At 73.4% G+C, this 22,365-nt stretch carries 17 protein-coding genes; 7 read left to right on the top strand and 10 right to left on the bottom strand.

Annotation, left to right across the window (positions count from 1 at the left end):
* Positions 1–169 precede the first annotated feature (169 nt).
* Positions 170–298 carry a hypothetical protein gene (locus ND748_RS33885; protein WP_285901775.1) on the bottom strand — a complete coding sequence of 43 codons (129 nt, stop codon included), beginning with the start codon at positions 296–298 and terminating at the stop codon, positions 170–172.
* A 139-nt stretch (positions 299–437) separates the two neighbouring features.
* Positions 438–1,376: a class I SAM-dependent methyltransferase gene (locus tag ND748_RS08270; protein WP_251745076.1), complete on the bottom strand. Its 939-nt coding sequence runs from the start codon at positions 1,374–1,376 to the stop codon at positions 438–440.
* Between the two features lie 315 nt (positions 1,377–1,691).
* Between ND748_RS08270 and ND748_RS08265 the strand changes: the two genes are divergently transcribed.
* A complete protein-coding gene (locus ND748_RS08265) occupies positions 1,692–2,570 on the top strand; it encodes a helix-turn-helix domain-containing protein (RefSeq protein ID WP_251745075.1) in 879 nt (292 codons plus the stop codon).
* A gap of 27 nt (positions 2,571–2,597) precedes the next feature.
* Here the strand turns inward: ND748_RS08265 and ND748_RS08260 are convergent, their stop codons facing one another.
* From ND748_RS08260 to ND748_RS33880, 6 genes are all read right to left on the bottom strand, one after another.
* Positions 2,598–4,724, bottom strand: a complete 2,127-nt coding sequence (locus ND748_RS08260) for a serine/threonine-protein kinase (protein ID WP_251745074.1) — start codon at positions 4,722–4,724, stop codon at positions 2,598–2,600.
* Positions 4,725–4,917: 193 nt separating this feature from the next.
* A complete protein-coding gene (locus ND748_RS08255; RefSeq protein ID WP_251745073.1) occupies positions 4,918–6,567 on the bottom strand; it encodes a serine/threonine-protein kinase in 1,650 nt (549 codons plus the stop codon).
* Positions 6,568–6,638: 71 nt separating this feature from the next.
* Positions 6,639–7,802: a TAXI family TRAP transporter solute-binding subunit gene (locus ND748_RS08250; RefSeq protein ID WP_251745072.1), complete on the bottom strand. Its 1,164-nt coding sequence runs from the start codon at positions 7,800–7,802 to the stop codon at positions 6,639–6,641.
* A gap of 376 nt (positions 7,803–8,178) precedes the next feature.
* Positions 8,179–10,170 (bottom strand): hypothetical protein, encoded by a 1,992-nt coding sequence (locus tag ND748_RS08245; protein ID WP_251745071.1) that lies wholly within the window; start codon positions 10,168–10,170, stop codon positions 8,179–8,181.
* Positions 10,171–10,405: 235 nt separating this feature from the next.
* Positions 10,406–10,954 (bottom strand): hypothetical protein, encoded by a 549-nt coding sequence (locus ND748_RS08240; protein ID WP_251745070.1) that lies wholly within the window; start codon positions 10,952–10,954, stop codon positions 10,406–10,408.
* A complete protein-coding gene (locus tag ND748_RS33880; protein ID WP_285901783.1) occupies positions 10,951–11,076 on the bottom strand; it encodes a hypothetical protein in 126 nt (41 codons plus the stop codon). Before ND748_RS33880 ends, ND748_RS08240 begins: the two co-directional genes overlap by 4 nt.
* A 603-nt stretch (positions 11,077–11,679) precedes the next feature.
* Here ND748_RS33880 and ND748_RS08235 point away from each other — a divergent pair.
* Positions 11,680–12,732, top strand: a complete 1,053-nt coding sequence (locus tag ND748_RS08235; protein WP_251745069.1) for a thioesterase domain-containing protein — start codon at positions 11,680–11,682, stop codon at positions 12,730–12,732.
* 207 nt (positions 12,733–12,939) lie between these two features.
* Positions 12,940–13,884 (top strand): TIGR03854 family LLM class F420-dependent oxidoreductase, encoded by a 945-nt coding sequence (locus ND748_RS08230; protein WP_251745068.1) that lies wholly within the window; start codon positions 12,940–12,942, stop codon positions 13,882–13,884.
* A gap of 355 nt (positions 13,885–14,239) precedes the next feature.
* Here the strand turns inward: ND748_RS08230 and ND748_RS08225 are convergent, their stop codons facing one another.
* Entirely contained in the window at positions 14,240–15,001 is a 762-nt protein-coding gene (locus ND748_RS08225; RefSeq protein WP_251745067.1) for an SDR family NAD(P)-dependent oxidoreductase, read from the bottom strand.
* A gap of 599 nt (positions 15,002–15,600) precedes the next feature.
* Between ND748_RS08225 and ND748_RS08220 the strand changes: the two genes are divergently transcribed.
* Positions 15,601–15,930, top strand: a complete 330-nt coding sequence (locus tag ND748_RS08220; RefSeq protein ID WP_251745066.1) for a hypothetical protein — start codon at positions 15,601–15,603, stop codon at positions 15,928–15,930.
* A 76-nt stretch (positions 15,931–16,006) separates the two neighbouring features.
* On the opposite strand, the gene ND748_RS08215 is transcribed toward ND748_RS08220, so the two are convergent.
* On the bottom strand, positions 16,007–16,765 hold the full coding sequence (locus ND748_RS08215; protein ID WP_251745065.1) for an SDR family oxidoreductase: 759 nt from the start codon (positions 16,763–16,765) through the stop codon (positions 16,007–16,009).
* 563 nt (positions 16,766–17,328) lie between these two features.
* Between ND748_RS08215 and ND748_RS08210 the strand changes: the two genes are divergently transcribed.
* From ND748_RS08210 to ND748_RS08200, 3 genes are all read left to right on the top strand, one after another.
* Positions 17,329–18,399: a phosphatase PAP2 family protein gene (locus ND748_RS08210; protein WP_251745064.1), complete on the top strand. Its 1,071-nt coding sequence runs from the start codon at positions 17,329–17,331 to the stop codon at positions 18,397–18,399.
* A 63-nt stretch (positions 18,400–18,462) separates the two neighbouring features.
* Positions 18,463–19,929 (top strand): NAD(P)/FAD-dependent oxidoreductase, encoded by a 1,467-nt coding sequence (locus ND748_RS08205; protein WP_251745063.1) that lies wholly within the window; start codon positions 18,463–18,465, stop codon positions 19,927–19,929.
* Positions 19,930–20,153: 224 nt separating this feature from the next.
* The gene (locus tag ND748_RS08200; RefSeq protein WP_251745062.1) at positions 20,154–22,196 is read left to right on the top strand and encodes a PAS domain-containing hybrid sensor histidine kinase/response regulator; all 2,043 of its coding nucleotides are present in this window, start codon (positions 20,154–20,156) and stop codon (positions 22,194–22,196) included.
* Positions 22,197–22,365 lie beyond the last annotated feature (169 nt).

Genomic DNA, 22,365 nt, shown 5'->3' with positions numbered 1-22,365 from the left:
CCCCCCCCCCCCCCCCCCCCCCCCCCCCCCCCCCCCCCCCCCCCCCCCCCCCCCCCCCCCCCCCCCCCCCCCCCGGGGGGTCGCCCGGGTCCGTCGCCCCTGCTGCCGATCAGTAGCAGGGACTGCCGATCGGCAGCGGCGGCCGCTGATCGGTAGCGGGGCTGCCGATCTAGTAGCGGCTGCCGGTGGTCGTGGTGGTCGTGGAGGCGGTCCGGCTGCGCCGCCGACGCAGGCGTCGCAGCCCGCGGGCGCCGGAACGGTCCGCCTGGTTGATGTCGTGCCGAACTTCGTGCCGCATGCGACGCAGAATCTTCATTCTGGTGCCTCCCCTTCGTCGGTTTCCGGGCCGGTCTTCGTGCTATTTCCGGCTTATCCGGTGACGCCTGAGGAGGGTGTGCCCGGCGTCGGTGCCCTAACACCTCCCCGGGTGGCGAAAACTATCGGGCCGGCGGCCGGCTCGTGACGAAGATGGACGTCGAGGGCACGTAACCGCCGCGCACCGGCCCCCACTGGCCCCAGGTTCGCTCCTGGCCGGCCGGCCATTCCGGCTCGATGATGTCGTGCAGGATCAGCCCGGCCGCGACGATCTCGCGGACCCGGTCGCCGATCGTGCGATGCGTCTCCGTGTAAATCGCCTGGCCCTGTTCGTCATGCTCGGTGTAGGCGCGCCGGTCGAAGTAGCTGTGGAACACCCGCAGCCCGTTCTCGTCCGGATCGTCCGGCAGGCACCACACGAACGGATGGGTCGTCGAGAACACCCAGCGCCCGCCGGGCCGCAGCACCCGGGCGACCTCCCGCATCACCGCCCCACTGTCGGCCACGAACGGGACCGCGCCGAACGCGGAGCAGGCCACGTCGACGCTGCCGTCCGCGAACGGGAGCGCGACCGCGTCGGCCTGGACCAGCGCCACCTCGATGCCGGTGCGGGCCGCGTAGGCGCGGGCCTGGGCGAGCTGTCCGCCGGACAGGTCGAAGCCGACCACCCGGGCACCCTGGCGCCGCAGCCACCGCGCGCACTGAGCGCCACCACAGCCGACCTCCAGCACGGTGCGGCCGGCCACGTCCCCGAGCAGCCGCAGCTCGGACTCGCGCAGCCCCTCGGGGCTCCAACAGAAGTCGCTGTCGCCGAGGAAGGCGCCGTGTTCGGCCTGGTAGTCCGCGGCCGCGTCGTCCCAGTAGATGCGGCTGGCCCGCCGGGCGGTGTCGGGGTCTATGTCGAGGTACCCGTAGGCGGGTGCCTGCTCACCGCCGCCGGTGCCGTCGACCATGCCCACCCCGTCGACCACGCCCACGCCGTCGTTCGTGTCTGCGCCGTCGTTCGTGTCTGCGCTGATGATCGTGCCGCTGGTCGCGGCGTCGTTTTCTGGACTGCCCACGGTGGTTCATGCTGGCATCCGCGCACGCGGCGACCCCCGCCGGGGCGTCCGCCACCGGCGTGCTCCCTCGCCGCGGGGCTGCCCGCGCGCGCCCGGCCGCCCCTCCTGGGGCTGGCCCGGCCGGCACAGTCGGGAGATGATCCCGGTCATCCCGCAACATCACTGACAATGGGGAGGCCCGCTGGTGGCGGTCGAGGTCGGTGCGGTCGAGGTCGGTGCGGTCGCTGCGAGTGGGGCCCGTACGGGTGGGACCGGTGCGGGTGGTGCGGGTGGGGTGGCCGTGGCGGCCGGCGTCGCGGTGGTGAGGTCGTCACAGTGGCGGTGAAGCCGTCGGGGTCCGCCGCCCGGGTCGGGCGCCTGCTGAGTTTCCTCGGCGGCCACGGCGAGTCCGGTTACTCGCTCTCGGAGCTGGCCCGGGCCGTCGGCATGGACAAGAGCACCTGCCAGGCGATGCTGCTCGCCCTGGTCGAGCAGGGCTTCGTCCTCCGCGACGACGGGCACCGCACGTACGCCCTGGGCCCCTCGGCGCTGGCGGTCGCCGCGGCCGACGGGGACCGGGCGCGGCTTGCCCGGCTGGCCCGCGCGGAGCTGGAGTCGCTGACCGCGGATCTCGACCTCGAGACGTCCGCGACCACGACCTTCGCCGGCGCGTTGCTCGTCCTGGCCCGGGTCCCCCGCTCCGCCCTGTTCGGGCTGTCCATGCGGGTCGGCCAGACGCTGCCGTTACGTCCGCCGGTCGGCGCCGTGCACCTGGCCTGGGCGCCCCCCGCCGCCGTCGACGCCTGGCTCGCCCGGGCGGGGGAGCCGGTGGGCCGGCATCGGCGGGTCCTCGATGCGGTGCGGGAACGGGGCTACTCGGTGACGGCGGACAACGCGTTGCGCTGGCGGCTGCGCGACGTGGTCGACCAGGTCGCGGAGGCGCCGACCGACCCGGACCCGCGCCGGGAGCGGGACGAGCTGCTGCGGACGCTCGCCGAGCGGGACTACGAGATTCTGGACCCGGACGAGGCGAAGTCGTGGCCCGTGGGGGAGATCTGCGCGCCCGTGTTCGGCCGGGACGGTCGCGTCGCCGTGGCCGTCGGCCTGGTCGCGGCGCAGACCCTGGACACGGCCCGGCGCGCGGCGATGGTCGACCGGCTGCTGGTGGCGACGACCCGGCTCACGGCGCTGACCGGCGGCCGCCCGCCGGACTGACGGCGGCCTCGACGGCCTCGGCGGCGATCAGACCTCGCTGTGGCTGACCGCAGCGCCGATCACGGCCCGGTCCTCGGCGATCGTGATCGGCGTGTAGACGACCGGGCCGGTCGCCTGCCGGTCGACGAGGCGTCCGCGGCGGCTCTCCCCGACCAGCCGGGCCCGGCCCTCCAACGAGCCCACGCCGACCTCGTGGTCGGCTGGCCCGAACGGACCGGTTCCGGCCAGTCCGGCCTGCTCGGGAGCATCCGTGGCGTAGATCCGGACGACGGCGCCGGGCACGGTCGTCCACCCCAGCACGGTCCCGCCGAGCGTGCTGCGCGCCTCCAGATCCAGCACCGGCCGCGGCCGGGCGACGACCCGGACCACCACCTCGGCCGCCCCGGAGGGGGCCAGCGCGTCCGAGCCGTCCGAGCTGTCCGGCCCGGCCGCCCAGACCCGGTAACGGTAGACCGCGCCAGGCGCGGTGTCCTCGTCGAGAAAGTAGCCGCCGGTGCCGCGGAAGCGGCGCTTCGCCCCCGACAGCGGCGAGGTCTCGGCGAACGTCCGCTCGATCATCACCTCGTCGCGCTCCGGCATGGGCCGCCAGGACAGCGCGACCGCGTTGTCGGACATGCTGGCCCGCAGCGCGGTGACCGGTGGCAGCAGCGTGCGGGTGGGTGTGCGGACCGGCGTCGAGCGCAGCCGGCCCGAGGCGCCGGCGACCATCGCGACCACCTCGTGCCAGTGCGGGACGCCCCTGGGCGCCCCGGCGTCGAACAGCTCGGTGCCGGTGGTGATGCCCAGGCTGCGTTCGCGGCGGCCGTCTGGCGCAGCCGGGTCCGCCAGCACCCGCGACACCCGGTAGGACGCCCCCGGGGTGACCGACGGCGCCCAGCGCAGCAGCACCGCGCCATCCTGCTCCACCGCGGTGAGCTCCGCCGGTGCCGCCGGACGATCCGCCATCGCCGGCTCGGCCCCCATCGCCGGCTCGGCTGCCGCCGGTTCCGCTGCCGTTGCCGGTTCCGCTGCCGTTGCCGGCTCGGCTACCGCTGGTGCCGCTGGCTCCGCTGCCTTCGCCGGCTTGGGGAACCGCGTCGGCGGCAGATCGGGGGGCGGCTGGTGGCTGGTGCGGCCCGCCACCCGGGTCGCCTCGTCGCAGTCGTCGAGACCGCCGGCCGGGCCGCCCATCCCGGTGGGGCTCGCGGCCCGCAGCGAGCCGGGAGACGCCGGGGCCGCCGGCGCCGAGCCGGTCAACCTGCCCGGCGCGTCGCCGTCCCCGCCGGGCGGCACGGAATACCGCAGGTGCCAGGACAGGGCGTCCACGCGACTCACCCCGGGCCGCGGCCGGGAGCGGGCGGCCTGTTCGAGCAGTTCCTGGGCTCGGGCCGGAGTCGGCCGCCGGGCGGGGTCCTTCGCCAGCAGACCGTCGAGCACCGGGTCGAGGGCGCCGGCCCGCCGAGTCGGGGCGGGCGGGTGGAGCAGGATGGCGGCCAGCATCGCCCCGAAGCTGTCCCGCTCGAACGGCGGGCGCCCCTCCACCGCGTAGTACAGCGTGCCCCCCAGGCTGAACAGGTCCGCCTCGAAGGTCGCCGGCCGGTTGTCGAGTCGTTCAGGAGCCATGTAGAGGGGGGTTCCCAGCACGCCGGTGACCGTGAGGGTCGGATCGCCGTCGCCGGTGGCGATGCCGAAGTCGGTGAGCACGACCCGGCCGTCCGTCCCGATCAGCACGTTGGACGGCTTGACATCGCGGTGGACGATGCCGTGATCGCGGGCGGCGACGAGCGCGTCGAGCATCGCGATCCCAATCCGGGCGACCTCGGCGGTGGGCAACGGGCCGTCGTCGCGGACGACCTCGAACAGGGATCGGGACGGCACGAGCTCCATCACGATCCAGGGCAGGCCGTGTTCGAGGACGACGTCGAGGATCGTGACGACGTGGGGGTGGCCGCGCAGCTTGGCGGCGTGCCGTGCCTCGCGCAGCGCCCGCTCGACCCGGTCCGCCCGCTCGGCGCCCGCGACGCCCCCGGCAAACTCGATCTCCTTGAGCGCCGCCTCGGTCTCCAGGACGGAATCGAAGGCGCGCCAGACCGTCCCCATCGCACCCGCACCCAGACGCGCGACGAGTCGGTATCGGCCCGCCACCACGCGGTTGCCTACCGGAACGGCAGCCACGACACCCCCTTGGCTTCGTTCATTGTCGCAGGCCAGCTTCCCAGGTGAACCGAAATATCACGACCGGCGCCGGACCGCCGCCGCGCGCCGGCCGGCGCGTCCATGCTGATCTGCGTCTTCGTTGTGGCGTCATGGTGGTGGTCACCCGCGACGGGGGCGCCGGCAGCGCCCCTCTCCAGCCGGGCGCCGGCGGTCAGGGCGCCGGGCGCAGCAGGGAGCGCCCGGTGTCGTCGACGTCCTGCCCCGACGCCCTCGGGTCGGGCGCCGGATCCGTGGTGGCCGGGTTCGCAGCCACCTCCGGGCGGACGCCGGTGGCGGCCGGTCGGGCCGGCAGCATGGCGAACGCGCCGGCCGCAGCCACGACCAGGGCGACCGTCACGGACAGCAGCACCCGGCCGGGCTCGTCGACGTCCAGGGCCCGGGCCAGCAGCACCCCCCCACCGGACCCGGTGAAGGCGGCCAGGCCCGTGACCACGGCACCGGTTGCCCGGTTGCTCAGGAACAACATCTGAGCGCAGATCGCCCCGGTGACAGCGGCCGCCGCGGGGCCGAGGATCGCGTGGCCCGCCCGGGCGGTACCCGCCGCCCAGATTCCGCACGCGCCGACGAGCCCGCCGGTGGCGAGCAGCGCGACCAGCATCCCGCTCGGCACGGCCGGCGGCCGGACCGCCATGGGCGCGACCGGCGGAGTCGGAAGATCACCCTCCGCCTGGTCGCCGCCGGCGGATCCGGCGAGGGCCGGTCGCGGCGACGGGGTCGGCGGCGGCGATGGAGTGGGCGGCGATGGAGTGGGCGGCGACGACGGGGTGGACGGTGGCAACGGGGTGGACGGTGGCAACGGGGTGGGCGGTGTCGACGGGGTGGGAGGCGGCGGCGTCCCAGGTTGCGCCAACCGGGTCTCGTCGTGATCCGTGCGGTCGCGGTCCCCGGCGTCTCGCGGGCCGCGCGGCAGGGGATCGGGCGTCGGCAAGTCGGTCGTCGGCGAATCGGCCGTCGGGAGAGCGCTCGGCGTTGCGTGACCGGCGGTCGCGGGTCGGGAGAGCCGGTGGGTGAGCAACCCGACGAGCTCGCCGGCCGGGGGGCGCCGCGCGGGATCCTTCGCGAGGCAGCGGGAGACGGCGGCGAGCAACCGGTCGGGCGTGCCGTCGAGATCCGGTTCGGCCGCCCCGATCCGCAGGGCGACGATCTCCTGGGTCTCGCCACGGAACGGGCGATGCCCGGTCGCGGCGAACACCACGCAGCAGGCCCACGCGAAGATGTCCGCGGCGGGGCTCGCGGTCTGCCCGCCGAGCTGCTCGGGTGACATCCACGCGATCGTCCCGACCAGCTCGCCGGCCTGGGTGTAACCGGTGTACTCGGCCGAGCGGGCGACGCCGAAGTCGATGACCTTCGGTCCGGCCCAGGACATGACGATGTTCGCCGGTTTCAGGTCACGGTGCACCACCCCGGCGTCGTGAATGGCCTCCAGCGCGGCGGCGAGCCCGATCGTGAGGTTGTCGAGATGCCGATCGACGAGCGGCCCGTGCTCCAACACGGCGGCATGCAGCGTCGGGCCCGGCACGTACTCCGTCGCCAGCCAGGGACGCGAGCCATCCACCTCGGCATTGATCACCTGAGCGACGGTGCTGGCCTGGACGTGCCGCGCGGCCGCGACCTCCGAGCGGAACCGAGCGCGGAACTCCGGATCGCTGGCGTATGCCTCGTGCGGCACCTTCACCGCGACCGGCCGATCCTCGTCCGCGAACCCGAGATAGACGATGCCCATGCCGCCGGCGCCGATGCGGTTGTGCAGGCGGTACGGCCCCATCATCCGGGGGTCGTTGTCGGTCAGTGGTCTCAGCACGGCGTGTCCTCTAGCCCCAGTCTCCGGCTGCCCCGCCTTCGGGCACCATGCTTTTGCGGGTTCCGGTCACATCAGGTCGTGCCGCAGCTGGGTACCCGCCGGAATTCTCGACGGTAGTATTCCGCGGCTGCCGGATGCAGCGGTATATAGCAGAAAAGCGGCCCTTCGTAAATGGACAGGGCGTCCGGGATGCGCCGGTGCGCCGGGTTGGTGCCCCAGAGCGCCGCCTCGTAGTCGCCCTGGTCTTGGTACAGTGCGGCGGTCGCCCGGCGGACCAGCGTCGGATCGGTGTCGGCGCGGGCGATCAGGCCGTTGGGAATCGTGACGGTCCGGATCTGGCGGATCCCCTTGTAGTCCGCGGGGCCCAGGCTGCCGGCGCCGAACACTTCACCGGCGTAGAAGTGCTGCCGGTTGCCGTAGAACGTGTTCCAGTCCTTCGTGATCGGGACTCGGAACTCGGACAGATCGAGCAGGCGCAGCCGGGCGCCGCCGGCGATGACGGTCCGGATCTGGCGGGTGCCCGCGCCGCCGGCCCAGACGACCGCGTCCACCGTGCCGCCCGACAGCCGCCGCAGCGCGTCGTCAATGGACGAGTCGTCGAGGACGGGGTGGCAGCCGGGCAGGCCGACCCGCAGCAGGACGTCGCCGATCTGGCGGACCCCCGAGTCCGGCTGGCCGGCCGCGATGGTCCGGTGACACAGGTCGGCCAGCTTGTCGACCCGCTGGTCGTTGGGGCCGAGTGGACGGTCCCGGACGATTACGTGCAGCAGATCCTGGTGCACCGGCCCCAGGGTGCGCAGGCCCGCCACCTGGTGACCGCCGCGGGTCGGATCGAACTGGTTCACCCCCTCGGTGGCGTCCACGGTGGTGTTGAGCTGGGCGATTGCCAGCCCGCAGCGGGGCGGTTCGGGGGTTTCCAGGTCGTAGATGTTCGTCGTGGAACCGGCCGTCTCCACCACGTCCACGTCGAAGTGTTCCGGCGCCGCCTCCAACCGGGCCCGGAGCACCCGCGCAAACTGGTTGTACGGGGAACCGACGCTGCCGGTGAAGATCTGCACGGATCTGCATGCTGAGCGGCCGGCGGGCGGCCAGTCGCCCGCCGCCGAGGAACGCGCGGATGTCGCGGCGAGGACAGCGGCGACGGCGACGGCGAGCACGACGACGCCACCCGCGGCGGCGCGTTGGCGTCGGGTCAGCCGCTCCGGCCGGCGGCCCACCGGCTGATCCGTCGACACCGCGCATCCTCCGCTCTGGACTGTTGGTCGGCGACAACCGTGGTCGCGGAATGCGGGAAATCGTAGAGGAATCGTCGTCGCAGGCTCCTGGCCGGGGCGGCGCGATTGTCCGTCCTTCGGTCAGCTTCTCGCCAAATCCCGCCGGGCGACGATTCTTCCCGGCGGCTCGGCTTGTCCGTTGGGCGACATCGGTGGGTTCGACGTCGGTGGGTTCGACGTCAGCGGGTTCGATGTCGGTGGTTCGGCGCTGGTGGTTCGGCGTCGGTGGGTTCGATGTCGGTGGGTTCGACGTCGGTGGGTTCGATGTCGGCGCGGCGGCCTCGGGGCGGTCGGCGTCGAGGGACGTGGCGTCGGTGCGGGCGGCGCCCGCGGCAGGTTACCCCGCGGGCAACCACAGATCGACCCCGCCGACATGCCGTGGCGGGTGACCGACGAGGCTGCCCAGCAGCGCGCGCAGCTCGGCCGGCTGGCGGGCCGGCCCGAGCACGACCGCGTCCGGCGACAGCTGCTCGTACGCATCGCGGACCTGGGGCGATCCGGACACGGCCGCCGCCGTCGTCGTGCCGTTGTCGATGTCGATGAGGGCGGAGGTCAGGGCGTCGCCGGGGCCGTGGAACGAGGCCCGACCGGTCGGCCCCGGCACGGTGCAGTAGCAGCCGGGCATGACGAAGCGGAAGTCCGCCTCGGCCTGCCACAGCATCGCCTGCGCCTGCTGGGGATGCGGGTAGGGGACGACGAGGGCGGTGGCGTCCGCTGGTATCTGCCGCACGCCGCTGCCGGTGAAGAACGCCGGGGTGTGGGCCGGCGTGGTGAGCAACGGGGCGGGCACGAGCGTGGCCAGCGCCCCGGCGGTCACCAGGGCGGTGCCCGATCGGGCGAGCCAGCCGCGCCAGCCACCTGGCCACCCGGCATGCCCCAGCCGCCCAGCATGCCCCAGCCGTCCGGCGGCCTGATGCCGGCCGCGACCACCGACGGGGCTGTACAGGTCCGGGAACGTGCCGTCCACCGGCGGGACACTCGCCGCGTCGGTGGCGCGCCGGGCCCACCCGGCTACCCGGTCCAGGCCGACGGCCGTCACGGCGGCCGCGCACATCATCACGTACAGCGCGAACCGTGAGGGCAGGGCGTTGTGGAGCACGGGCACCCGCTCGAGCACCAGCCACGGCAGCGGGATCGAGGTGGCGCGGCCGTCGACGTGCAGATGATCGCCGAGCGAGAGGACCGCCATCACCAGGCCGACGGGGGCGAGGACGCCGACGAGCGGGTGGCGCCGCGTGCGGACCGCCGCGACCAGCGCCAGCAGGATCAGCGGAATCCCCAGGTAGCCGCCCACCTCGACGGCGTTGCCGGTGAAGCGCAGGCTGTGCCGCAGGGCGAGGCCCGGGGCGATCTGCTGGAGCGGCGTCGGCGTGACGAAGGTCCACAGGTCGGTCACGGCGATGCCGCCCGGCTGGATCGAGCCGTGGACCCGCTGCCCGCCGAAGAACTGCACGCCCAGCGGCCAGGCGAGTCCGACGGCGGCCACCAGCGCGGCCGTCGCGAGACCGCGCAGCACGGGACCCAGCCGCTCGCGGGCCACCGCGCGGTTGCGGGCGGCGAGGACGGCGAGCCCGACCGCCGCCGTCAGCGCCGAGGTCGCGAGGATCTCCTCGCCGATGAGGGCCTGGGCGGCGGTCGCGAGCCCCAGCAGGATCCCCGTGCGCCGCGGGCTGCGGCCGCGGACGACCAGGTCGTCCAGCAGCAGCAGCACCAGCGGCGGGAACGGGGCGAACGCCAGGTGCAGGTGGCCGTAGGAGCCGCCGATCAGGTAGGGCCCGAAGCCGTAGAGCAGGCCGGCGAGGGCCGCGGGGCCGTCGCGGACCCAGCGGCGCAGCACCCAGAACAGGGCGAGACCGCTGGCCACGGGGGCGAGCGTGAGCAGCACCGTCAGCGTGGTCACGGGACCGCCGAGCAGGGTGATCGGCGCCGCAAGCAGGCCGAGCAGCACCACCGGCGTGCTCCACAGGATGTTCGCGCCGGCGGGGGAGTTGATGTGGTGGGTCATGAACGGGTCGAGCCCGCTGCCGAACGCGTGCGGCGTCCAACCGAGGAACCACGAGAACAGGTAGGCGTCATTGCCGCCGTAGGTGACCTCCCCGAGATGTCGCCAACTCGCGCGGAAGATCCAGATGGACAGGGCCAGATAGCCGAGGGCCACGGCGAGTGGCACCAGCCGGCGACCCCGGCCGCGGCCGTTCGCCGTGGTGAACTGGCGCTGCCCGGCGGGCGTGACCATCGGGTACGCGCCGGCAGCCGCGGACTGCGGATTGCTGGTCTTCGGAGCTCCCCTCCGCGGGGTTCCGGTACTGCTGATCCTGGAGCTGGTCACGACGGTCCCCCCCTCGCGTGCCCCGCGGCCCGACGCGCTGCCCGTACTCGTCCGGACGCGTGACGTTGCCGACGATATCCGCCCCGGCTACCTCCATTGGGAGCAAATCGCACCGGAATTGGTGCGCAGTGTGACCGGTGTTGGTGGGAGTGGTCCCGCAGGAGGTACCCGTTCCTGGGAGCGTCCCGACCTGTTGGCGGCACATCGGCCGCGGTGGCACGTGACTTGGCCGGTTTTATCCGGCGATTCGGTCGGTCTCCGTCGCCTCGGGCCCGGACGGCGTCCACTCGGCGACGAGGGCGGAAAAAGTGCGATATCTCGCGACGGCATAGCCGGTGGACACGACGCCGTCGCGGTCGAGCACGGCGACGGGATAGCCGCGTTCCGCGCGGTAACCCCGTTCGCCGATGATGATCCGCCCGCCCAGCCGGACCACGCCGACCACGCAGGGCAGCGCGGTCCAGCGAGGCCGGCGCGCCGCAGCGAGGATCTCCGGGGTGCGCCAGGCGTACAGACCGCACAGGCAGTGCTCGTCCGGCGCCCGGTGTTCCTCCGGCGCCCGGTGTTCCTCCTGCGCCCGGTGTTCCTCCTGCGCCCGGTGCTCCGGCGGCAGTTCGCCGGTGACGGCCGCGTCGGGCCGCTTGGTCCGCAGGCAGCGCGCCTGCGTGATGCCGTCGGCCCGCCACAGCAGCATGCCCGGCGGGAACGGCGACCACGGCGTCCAGGCCGGGCGTAGCTGCCCCTGGCCGTCCACCGCCCACTGGCGCCAGCCGAGCAGGCTCACCCGGGCACCGGCTCCGGTTCCCGTTCCGGCGCGGGGGCGGCCGGGACGGCCGGGATCGTCAACGGCTCGGCATCGGGGAAGCTGATCGGCTCGTCCTCGACGATCCGTTCGGGTTTGCCCACATCGCCCACATGTCCACGGTGAACGCCGAGGCCCGCCGGCGTCAATGGCAACTCGGGGCCGGGCGGCTCGCCGCACCGCCACGCGGCAGTGCGGCCTGGCCGCTCGGGACCGGTCGCTGCCTGGTCGCGGGGCCGCAGGGGACGTGGCCACCGGTCGCGCATGGTGGCGCGGCCCGGAGAGGTCGCTGCACGGGACGGCACCGACGGGCGTGTCGGGCTAGTTCGGCACTGGTGTTCAATGTGGCCTTCGCATAGTCCTGTGGGGTGATGTCGTTGCTGGGCACGTCCGCGGCCGATCGGCTGCCCGATTCCTCGTCGCCAAGTCCGGACCGGGCCGATGTCGGCACGGCTCTCGCGGACGTCCCGATTTCCGAGGTCGTCCCGGTTTCCGCGGACGTCCCGGCTTCTGAGGTGGTCCCGGTTTCCGCGGACGTCCCGGCTTCTGAGGCGGTCCCGGCTTCCGAGGTGGTCCCGGTTTCCGCGGACGTCCCGGCTTCCGAGATGGTCCCGGCTGCCGGGGATGTCCGGGCTTGCGCACCTTCCACCGGCCCCGTCGGCGGGTCGGTCCCGGCCGGCGACCCGGCGGGGGACGGCCCGTACGAGATGGCCGCGACGCTGCTGTGGGCCCGCGTGCTCGGGGTCGCCGCCACCGGCCCACACGACGACGTCGTGGGCGCCCCGGGCGGGGAGGCGGCCGCGGGCGAGCTCGCGGCGATCCTGCGCGACGAGTTCGGCGTGGTGCTGGACGCGACGGAGATCGTGGCGGCTCGCACGCCGGCCGGGTTCGCCGCAGTCTGGGCCGCCCAGCAGGGGGAGGCGGACCGTCACCCCACCGTGGTGCCTCTGACCGCCGCCGGGCCCGGGACCCCGCTGTTCTGCTTCCCCGAGGCCGGCGCACCCGCCATCGCCCTGCTGCCGTTCGCCCGGCACTTCGCCGCCGAGCGCCGCGTCTACGGCCTACAGGCGCACGCCCTCGAACAGCGCGGCATTCCGGACTGGTCGGTAGCGGCGGCGGCCCGCCGGCACGTGGCCGAGCTCCGGCTGTTGCAGTCGAGCGGCCCGTACCTGCTGGTGGGGCACTCGTTCGGCGGGCTGATCGCGCTCGAGGTCGCCCGGCTGCTGCGGCAGGCGGGCCACGAGGTCGGCCTGCTGGGATTGATCGACACCTACCTGCCGGGCACCGCCCGGCTGACCCGCACCGGCGCGATCATCCCGACGAGCCAGTTGGAGGGCCGACACCCGGATCGGCCAGCCGACATGCCGAGCTCGGCCGGCCCCGGACCGCTCGCCGCCGACGACGGCCCCGCGCTGAGCCCGCGGGTGGTGGCCGATCGGCTGCGGCAGCTCGTCGAGCTTCCGCTCGCCGGGGTCGTCCGCTTCCGCGGGACGCACCGCTACGACATCTTCCACAATCAGGGCCGCATCCTCACGATGGCCTACCGCCCGCATACCTACGAGGGGCGCACGGTCGTCTGGCTTGCCGACGACCACGACGAGATCGAGGCCTGGCGCGGGGTGCTGACCGGTCCCGCGTCGATCCGGCGCATCCGCGGAGACCACCGGGCGGTCCTGCGCCAGCCACTGATCACCGAGGTGGCCGCCGGTCTGCGCGCGGATCTCGCCGCCGTGCCGGGCATCGACGCCGCCGCGCACTGAGCGCCTCCTGCCCGGCCAGCCGCCTCCTGCCCGGCCAGCCGCCTCCTGCCCGGCCAGACGTTTGCTGCCCGGCCAGACGTTTGCGGGCAGCGGGACCGCGGCCGCAGGTGACTCGCGCCCGTAAAGGTGACCCATGTCGCTCGCTCAGCGCCCACTATGGACCGGGGGCTCGGGCGTCGATGGATCCCGGGCCGGGATGGAGAGCTGATGAAGGTCCGGATCGGCATTGGCTTCGGCAGCGTCCCGCCGGCCGGGTTCGCCGTCCTGGTGGACCGGCTGGAGAAGCTCGAGATCGACTCGCTGTGGCTGTCCGAGCAGCTCTCCACCACCGCCGTTGACCCGCTCGCCGGAATGGCCTTCGCGCTGGGCCGCACCAGCCGGCTGAAGATCGGTACCGGGGTGGCGGTGCTGCCGGGCCGCAATCCGGTGCTGCTCGCCAAGCAGTTGGCGTCGTTGGCGCTGCTCGCCCCGCGCCGGGTACTGCCGGTGCTCGGCCTCGCCCCGGGCCGGCCGGTTGACCGGGCCGCCTACCCGCTCCCCCCGCGGACCGGGGCCCAGGCCGCGCCGACGGCGGAGCGCGGTGAGGCGCCACTCGCGGGGACCGTGGGCCGCCGAGGTGAGGTGTTCGATGAGGCACTGGAGGTCCTGCGCCGGCTGCTGCGCGAGCCGCAGGTGACCTTCCACGGCGAGTTCTTCGACTTCACCGACGTCGGCATCGGGGAGCTGCCCACCCGACCGCTGGACATCTGGCTCGGCGGCGCGGCCCCGGCCGCGCTGCGCCGGATCGGTCGCTTCGGCGACGGCTGGCTGGCAAGCATGGTCAGCCCCGAGCAGGCGGCGGCCGGCATCGCCGAGATCAATGCGGCCGCCGCGGCCGCGGGCCGGCGGATCGACGACGATCACTTCGGGCTGAGCCTGCGCGTCGCCTTCGCGCCGCCGGCCGCCAACGCGCTGACAGCGCTGCGGGGACGCTACCCCGATGTCGATCCGGCGCGGCTCGTGCCGGTCGGGTGGGCCGCGGCGCGGGAGCTGATCGGCGAGTACCTCGCCGCCGGGGTGAGCAAGTTCGTCATCCACCCGATGACGACGCCCGACGGCTGGCCGAGCTTCCTTGATTCCTTCGCCGCCGAACTGATGCCGTTGGAGAACTGACATCGTTGGAGAACCGAGGCATCCGGAGAACCGAGGCATCCGGAGAACCGAGGCCATCCGGAGAACTGAGGCCATCGGGTGAACCGAGGCCATCCGGAGAACCCAGGGCGTCCGGTGAACTGACGCCGCCCAGAGACCGCGACGCCATCCGGAAAACGCGACTCAGTCCGAAGTGCGGACTCCGTGCCAAGAATGCGAGGCCGTCCGGGAGGGCGGCGATGCGGAGAAGGCCGCCCATGGACGATCCGGTCTAGCCGGACAACCCGGACGGTTCCGGCCCGGCCCGCGGTTACCCGCCCGGTCCGCGATCAGCGGTACACGGATGGTTTGACGGACGCGATCCTCGGGCGGCGCATCACGTGATGCTGAAACCGCCGTCCACCACGAGCGTCTGCCCGGTGACGAAACTGCCGGCGTCCGAGGCCAGGAAGAGCAGCGCGGCAGTCAGTTCCGCCGGCTCCCCGAAGCGGCCGTCCAGGACTCGGGTCAACTGCGTCTCGATGTAGCCGGGCCGGTACTCGTCCGTCATCTCGCTGCGGAAGAAGCCGGGGGCGAGCGCATTCACCCGGATGCCCTGCCGGCCGGTCCACTGCTGGGCCAGATCCCGGGTGAGCCCGATCAGCCCGGCCTTGCTGGCCGTGTAGGCGGCCTGCGGCAGCCCGGCGGTCGTCACGCCCAGCACGCTGGAGATGTTGACGATGCTGCTGCCCGGCCGCATCACCCGGGCGGCGGCCTGAGCCATCCAGTAGGAGCCGCTGAGGTTGACGTCCAGGACGGAGCGGAACTGCTCGGGCGTCTCCTTCAGTGCCGGCACGGCCGTCCCGATCCCGGCGTTGTTGACCAGGATGTCCACCCGGCCGAACGTCTCCATCGCGGCCGCCGCGATCCGTTCGGCGCTCGCCGGGTCGGCCACGTCGGCGGCGACGGCGAGGGCCCGCCGACCGGCCGCCTCCACCAGGTGCGCGGTGGCCTCGAGCCGCTCGATCCGCCGGGCGCCGAGGACCACGTCCGCGCCGGCCTCGGCGAGACCGCGGGCGAAGTCCACCCCGAGTCCGGAGGACGCCCCGGTGACGATCGCGACCCGACCGTCCAGCCGGAACCGGTCCAACACCGACATCTGCTACTCCTTCGCGCCGAGGTTGCCACCGCCGTGCCGGCGGCAGTCGTCACGCGACCCTGGCCCGCCGGTGCGGACCCACCGCGGACCGCCGGCGGACCCGGTCCCGCCCATGGTGGAAGCGTCGCAGGTGAGGCCCATCGACGCGCCGGGAGTACCGGAGGTGATCGCCCGCGTCCCCTGGGTCACGGCCAGTCGACCGGCCCACTGGTGGGAGCACTCCAGGGCCCATCAGTACCGCCAAGGTCTTCCCCTTTTCGGTCTCGCCCGCCACAATCAACCGGGAACGGTGAGCGGCTGACGGGCGGTGCGGATCCGGCATCTGGCGGTATTACCCCGCCAGCGTGGCCGGTCTCGCGTCCAAACGCGATCCGGGACAGATGATCTGCGGGTAGAGGGGGTACTGACGATGAGTCGGTTACCCCGACATCGCAGGCCGTGAAGCGAGACAATCCCGTTCACACGGATGGTCGATCGACGACGCTGGGGAAAGCCTCGCGGGAGGAAACGTGGAACGGGCAGAGCGAACGAAAGTCACTCCCCGAGTTCAGACCGAACGTCATGTGGTGGTCGGCGTTCGCTTCGGGGACGTGTCAGATATGGCCGATGTATTGCTGGCGGCCGACCTCGCCGCGCGGCTCAACGCCCATCTCGTGCTCATCGCGACGATGGATCGCTGGTCCCGCTGGGCGAGGTGGACTGCGGGGGTGTACTGCGCCTTCGGCGTCGAGACGGTCATGTGCGCCGCTCGGATCGCCGAGGAGGAGACCCGCGAGGAGCTCGAACGCCGGCTGCGTTCGCTGCTCGACCTCGTCGGCGTCGACTGGAGCGTCCAGTGGGCTACCGGCTCCCCCCGTCGGGCCGCCGTGCGCTACACCCGCCGCCACCCCGACGCGATGGTGATCCTGCGCCCCGAGCGCGCCCACTGAGCCAGCCCAGCACGTGAGCCAGCCCAGCACGTGAGCCAGCCCGGCACGCGGGCTCACCGTGGTGCCGGCGGTCCGGTCACCGCCCACCGCTCACGTCCAGCACGGCTCCGGTCACGTAGGACGCCGCAGCCGTGCAGAGCCAGGCCACCGCTGCCGCCACCTCCTCGGCCCGGCCCGGCCGGCCCAGTGGCACGGCCGCGCCCAGCCGCCGCGCCCGATCCGGATCCCCGCCCGAGGCGTGGATCTCGGTGTCGATGTATCCCGGCCGAACGCCGTTCACCCTGATGCCCTCCGCTGCGACCTCCTGGGCGAGCCCCAGCGTCATCGTGTCGAGGGCCCCCTTGCTCGCCGCGTAGTCGACGTACGTTCCCGGGCTGCCCAGTCGCGCGGCCGCGGAGGAGACGTTCACGATCGATCCGCCCGGCCCGCCGTGGCGCGTCGACATCCGGCGCACCGCGGCCCCCGCGCACAGGAAGGCGGCGGTGACGTTGACGGTGAACATCGTGTGCAGCCGCGCGTGGTCCATCTCGTCGATCCTGGCCGCGGGGGCGACCACGCCCGCATTGTTGACCAGGGCCGTCACCGGGCCGAGCCGGTCCGCGGCGGCGAACAGGTCGGTGACGGCGGTGGGGTGCGCGAGGTCGGCGGCGGCCGAGGCGGCGACGACGCCGAGGTCCCGGCACGCCCGCGCCACCCGTTCGGCGGCGGCGGAGTCGCTGCGGTAACCCACGCAGACGTCCCAGCCGAGCCGGGCGAGCGCGACCGAGCAGGCCGCGCCGATGCCGCGGCCACCACCGGTGACGACCGCCACGCCGCGCGTCCGCGGTTCGGACATACCTATCACTCCTCGTGCTTAACGAATGACGTTGTGCTTACCGAATGACGTTTCGTCCACTGGTCCTCGGCCGCCGGCGCGATGCCCGGCGTAGCCGTGGGATGCCCGAAGTGTCGTGGTCCGGTAGTCCCCCCGGCAGAAAGTGGAGCTACCACCACTGCGTCCGAGCGTTGAACATCCGACACTGACAGTGTCAAATCGCGATGGAGCCGTCACGCCGCCTTCCTCCGGTGCGTCCGTCAGGTGCGTCCCTCAGGTACGTCGTTGTCGTGACGCGATCGGCTCGGTCGGGGCTCGACCGTTCATGTGATGGATGTCTGACAGCGCATATCGCGTGGCGTGAAGGCGGTTCGGAGGAGCACAGTCGTCCTCGACACGGTGACCGTTGGGCTAACGCCGGCTGGCGGTGTGCCCGTAGGTCCGGGGCATACCGGGCGGTTCGCGGTGGTTGTCGGTCTCGGGGGTGGCGGGACCGGGTGTGGCCGAGGGTTGGGCGCACCATCCACCGCGGATTGATCGGCGTGGCGCGTCATGGTGGCCGCGAAACGTTGGGAGGAACACCGATGAGCTGGGCCCCATCCACGGACTCGGCCGATGGCCGCCGCCCGGCGGTGAGCTCGCCCCTGGTCCGACACGGTCTGGGGACGTTGGGCTGCCCGCAGCCGCGAACCTCCAGCGCGCCGACCGACCAGCGCGGCGGGATCGACCCGGGCGCCCCCGCGCCGGCGGGGTCGCTCGCCCGGGCGCGCCGGGTGGCCGGGGCGGTGGCGTACGCCGTCAGTCAGCTCCTGCTCATCGCCGTGCTCTACGGGACGTACAGCTTCAGTCGCCACCTGGCCAGCGGCCGGGAGCCGGCGGCACTGGCCGCCGCGAAGGACGTCTGGCGGCTCGAACGATTCCTGCACCTGCCCAGCGAGGTCGCCGTCCAGCGGCTGGCGCTGCACTCGCACCTGCTGATCCGGGCCGCGGACTGGTTCTACATCCTCGTCCACTTCCCGTCGGTCATCATGCTGCTGCTGTGGGTGTTCATTCGGCATCGTCGGCACTGGACGCGCATCCGCAATGTCCTGATCATGACGACGGGCCTGGCCCTGATCATCCATCTGCTGTACCCGCTGGCGCCGCCCCGCTTCCTGCCGTCGGTGCTGCACGTGCCGCTCGTCGACACCGGCGCGGTCTACGGCCCCTCGCCCTACGGGGAGGGCAGCGGTGGGATCGCCAACGAGTACGCGGCGATGCCGAGCCTGCATGTCGGGTGGTCGCTGCTCGAGGCCTGGGCGGTCATCACGATCCTGCACCACCGCGCTCGGTGGCTGATGGTGCTGCACCCGATCCTCACCATCATGGTCGTGGTCGTCACCGCCAACCACTACTGGCTCGACGGCATCGTGGGCTCCTCGCTGGTGGTGCTCTCGATCGTCGGGCTCGACCAGGCCAGCCGCATGTGGGCCCGCCGCGGGCTGAATCGGCACGAGTCACCCCTGCGGATCCCGGCCCCGGCCCCGGCATCAGACCAGCCGGCAGCAGACACGCCGGCTTCGGCGGTGCCGGCTTCGGCGGTGCCGGCTTCGGTGGTGCCGGCTTCGGTGGTGCCGGAACCGCGTCCGGAGCCCGGCGGCGGGACAGGGCCGTAGCCAGGGGTACACAGAGCGGTGGGAGCACCGCGACCGCGGGCGCACGGACACGGGGTGGTGGCCATGCAGACGGCCGATGTGGCGATCGTGGGGGCGGGGCTCGCCGGGCTCTCGGCCGCCACGCTGCTTGCCGACCAGGGTCTCGGCGTGGTGGTCTGGGAGGCGGCCGACGACGTCGGCGGGCGGGTCCGCACCGACGAGGTGGACGGGTTTCGGCTGGATCGCGGTTTTCAGGTGCTGCTGCCGTCCTACCCCGAGGTGCGTCGCCAGATCGACCTGCCGGAGCTTCGCCCGCGGCCGTTCCTGCGCGGGCTGGTGCTGCGCGACGGCGTCCGGTCGGTGGTGTTCGGCGATCCGGTCGGCGGCGCGGACGCGCTCGCGGGCCTCCTCCCGGGCCGGGCACTGCGGGCCGCGGACCTGGCCCGGCTGGCGGCCCTCACCGCACGTGACCGTCTGCGGACGCCGGCAACGCTGGTCGCCGGACCCGAGCGCAGCACCCGAGAGGATCTGCGGGCCCGCGGCCTGTCCGACCACGCGATCGACGGGGTGCTCGCGCCGCTGCTGCGCGGCATCTTCCTGGAGGAGGACCTGACCACCTCGGCCCGGTTCTTCCACCTCGTCTGGCGCAGCTTCGCCGGCCAGGCGCCGGTGCTGCCGGCCGAGGGCATGGCGGCGCTGCCCCGCCAGCTTGCGGCCCGGCTGCGGCCGGGCACGGTGCGGCTGAACTGCCCCGCCGACATCGTCACCCGCGCCGCGGTGCGTTCCCGTGACGGGGAGTCGCTGCGGGCCAGGGCGGTGATCGTCGCCACCGACGGCACCACCGCCGCCCGGCTGGTGCCGGGGATCGCCGAACCGGCCTGGCACGGCGTGACCACCTACTACTTCCGGGCGGACGAACCGCCGCTGCGTCGGGGCGCACTCGTCGTCGAGGGGGCCGTCGACGCCCGACGCCCGACCCGCCCGTTCCGGACCGGACCAGTGATCAACACGGTGGTTCTGAGCGAGGTGGCGCCCTCGTACGCGCCGCCGGGGTCCGCGCTGATCGCAGCCTCGGTGCTGGGCGTGCCCGAGGACGCCCCGGCCGTCGCGGCGCGGCCCAGTCCGCTCGACCTCACCGACCCGTTGCGCGCGACGGGTCCGCTCAGCCTGACCGACCCGAATGCGGCGGCGGCGCCGTCGTCCGGCAGCGAACGGGCCGTGCGCGCCCACCTCGGTGCCCTCTACGGTGCCGACACCGCCGGGTGGACCCTGCTGGCCACCTACCCGGTGGCACGGGCGCTGCCCGACATGACCAGCCCGCGCGTGTTGCGTCGGCCGGTGCGCACCCCGTCCGGCGTCTACGTGTGCGGCGACCACCGGGACACCAGCTCGATCCAGGGCGCGCTGTACTCCGGCCGGCGCGCCGCCGACGCCGTCCTGGCCGATCTCGGTGCCGTCCGCCCCGCCCCCTCCGCGGCCAGCACCAGCAGCTGGGCCGAGGTCAGCGACGCCGACGCGAGTGTCTACGCCGCCGTCGCCCGGAAACGATGATGGCCGGCCGCCAGCCGCTCCCCGACGCCACCGCCCCCTGACGTTCCACCGCCTCCTGACGTTCCACCGCCTCCTGACGTTTCACCGCCTCCTGACGTTTCACCGCCTCCTGACGTTCCACCGCCTCCTGACGTTCCACCGCCTCCTGACGTTCCACCGCTGCCTGATATGGACGCGGTCTAGCTGGACCTTTGGGTGAATTCGGCCGAGGTCTACCCGCGTGGGTGATGATGAAGCCCGGCGTCGGCGCTACGATCTGTCCGTCTGTAGCACGATGTTCACCCCGTGGGGTGGTTCACCTGGATGACAGCACGAGATCCCTCGCTCGCGGCCTGCTGGACGCCGCGCCGGACGCGATCGTAGGTGTCCGGGCGGACGGCCGGATTGCCCTGGTCAACGCCCAGGCCGAGCGTCTGTTCGGCTACACCCGAGAGGAACTGCACGGCGAGCCCGTCGAGATCCTGATCCCCGAGTCCGGTCGCCGCCTCCACCCGCACCACCGCAGCTCCTACCTGCGCGACCCGCAGCCGCGGCCGATGGGCGCGGGGATGGAACTCGCCGGCCGTCGCCGCGACGGCAGCGAGTTCCCGGCGGAGATCTCGCTGTCGGCCATCGACAGCGACGACGGGCTTCTCATCACGGCGGCGGTCCGGGACGTCACCGAGCGCAAACGGACGGAGGCCAAGTTTCGAGGCCTGCTGGACTCGGCGCCGGACGCCATCGTCGCCGTCCTGTCCGACGGCCGGATCGCGCTGGTCAACGCCCAGGCCGAGCGCCTGTTCGGGTACAGCCGCGACGAGCTGCACGGCCAGTTGGTGGAGATCCTCGTGCCGGAGGTCGGCCGGGGTCACCATCCGCAGCACCGCGAACGCTACTTCCGCGATCCGCGGCCGCGCCCGATGGGCGCCCAGATGCAGCTCGCCGCCCGCCGCCGCGACGGCAGCGAGTTCCCCGCGGAGATCTCGCTGTCCGCCCTGGAGACCGAGGACGGTCTGCTCGTCTCGGCGGCGATCCGGGACGTGACCGATCGGCTGGAGGCGCAGGCGGAGCGGGAACGCCTGCGTGCGCAGGCCGAGCGCAAGCAGATCGAGGCCCAGCTCCACCAGTCGCAGCGGCTGGAGAGCCTCGGCCAGCTCGCCGGCGGCGTCGCGCACGACTTCAACAACCTGCTCGGCGTGATCATCAACTACACCGCCTTCGTCGGCGAGGTGGTGGCGACGGCGGCCGAACGCGACGGCGGTCAGTGGGAGGCGGCCCGCCACGACCTCGAGCAGGTCCAGCGTGCCGCCGAACGGGCCACCCAGCTCACCCACCAGTTGCTCGCCTTCGGCCGCCGGGAGGTCGTCCAGCCCCGGGTGCTCGACCTCAACGACGTCGTGCACGACATCGAGGAGATGTTGCGGCGCACCCTCGGTGAGCACGTCGAGCTGATCACCCTGCCGGCGGCCGATCCCTGGCTGATCTTCGCCGATGCCGGTCAGCTCGAACAGGTGCTGGTCAACCTGGCGGTGAACGCGCGCGACGCGATGCCCGGCGGCGGCAAGCTCACGATCGACACCTCGAACATCCTCATCCACGAGGACATCGCCGGCGACCGGCCCGGCCTGAAGGCCGGCCGACACGTCAACCTGCGGATGAGCGACAGCGGCAGCGGCATGGCCCCGGAGACGGTCAGCCGTGCCTTCGAGCCGTTCTTCACCACCAAGCGCAAGGGGGAGGGCTCCGGCCTCGGCCTGGCCACCGTGTACGGCATCATCACCCAGGCCGGCGGCCACGCGGAGATCCTCTCCGGTGTGGGCCTGGGGACCACCGTGAGCATCCTGCTGCCGGCCGTGGACAGCGTCGCCGCGACTCCCGAACCGATCTCCGACGGGGCCATCCTCACCGGCGGCGAGACCGTCCTGGTCGTCGAGGACGAGCGGGCGATGCGCGAGGTCACCCGGCGTCTGCTGGCCCGCAACGGCTATCAGGTCATCACCGCCGCGGACGGCCACCGCGCCGTCGAGCTCGCCGTGAGCCACCCCACCGAGATCGACCTGCTGCTGACCGACGTCGTCATGCCGCAGGTCCTCGGCCGGACCGTGGCCACGCTCGTCCGCCGGCACCGGCCGGGCATCCGCGTGCTGTTCATGTCCGGATACGCCTACCCGGTGCTGGCGCACAACGGGGTCCTCGATCCGGGACTGGCGCTGCTGGGCAAGCCGTTCTCCGAGCAGATGCTGCTGGCGAAGGTGCGCGACGTCCTCGACGCCTCGACCGAGGACTGAGTTGCCGCACGATCCGGGCGCCCGGCCGGTTCGAGGGTGCCAGGTGTTTAGGTGTTAGGCGCTGGGGCGGTCGAGGCGGAGCGCCGCACTCCAGCCGCCGGTGGCGGTGTCGTGGCGCAGCGCGACGCCCAGCAGGTCGGCGACCGGGCGCAGCCGGGCGGCCCGCGCC

This window comes from Frankia sp. AiPs1 (assembly GCF_023716945.1).
In the GTDB taxonomy this organism is placed as follows: domain Bacteria; phylum Actinomycetota; class Actinomycetes; order Frankiales; family Frankiaceae; genus Frankia.
The sequence above is the reverse complement of the archived record's forward strand: the minus strand, read 5'-3'. Positions and strand labels throughout refer to the sequence as shown.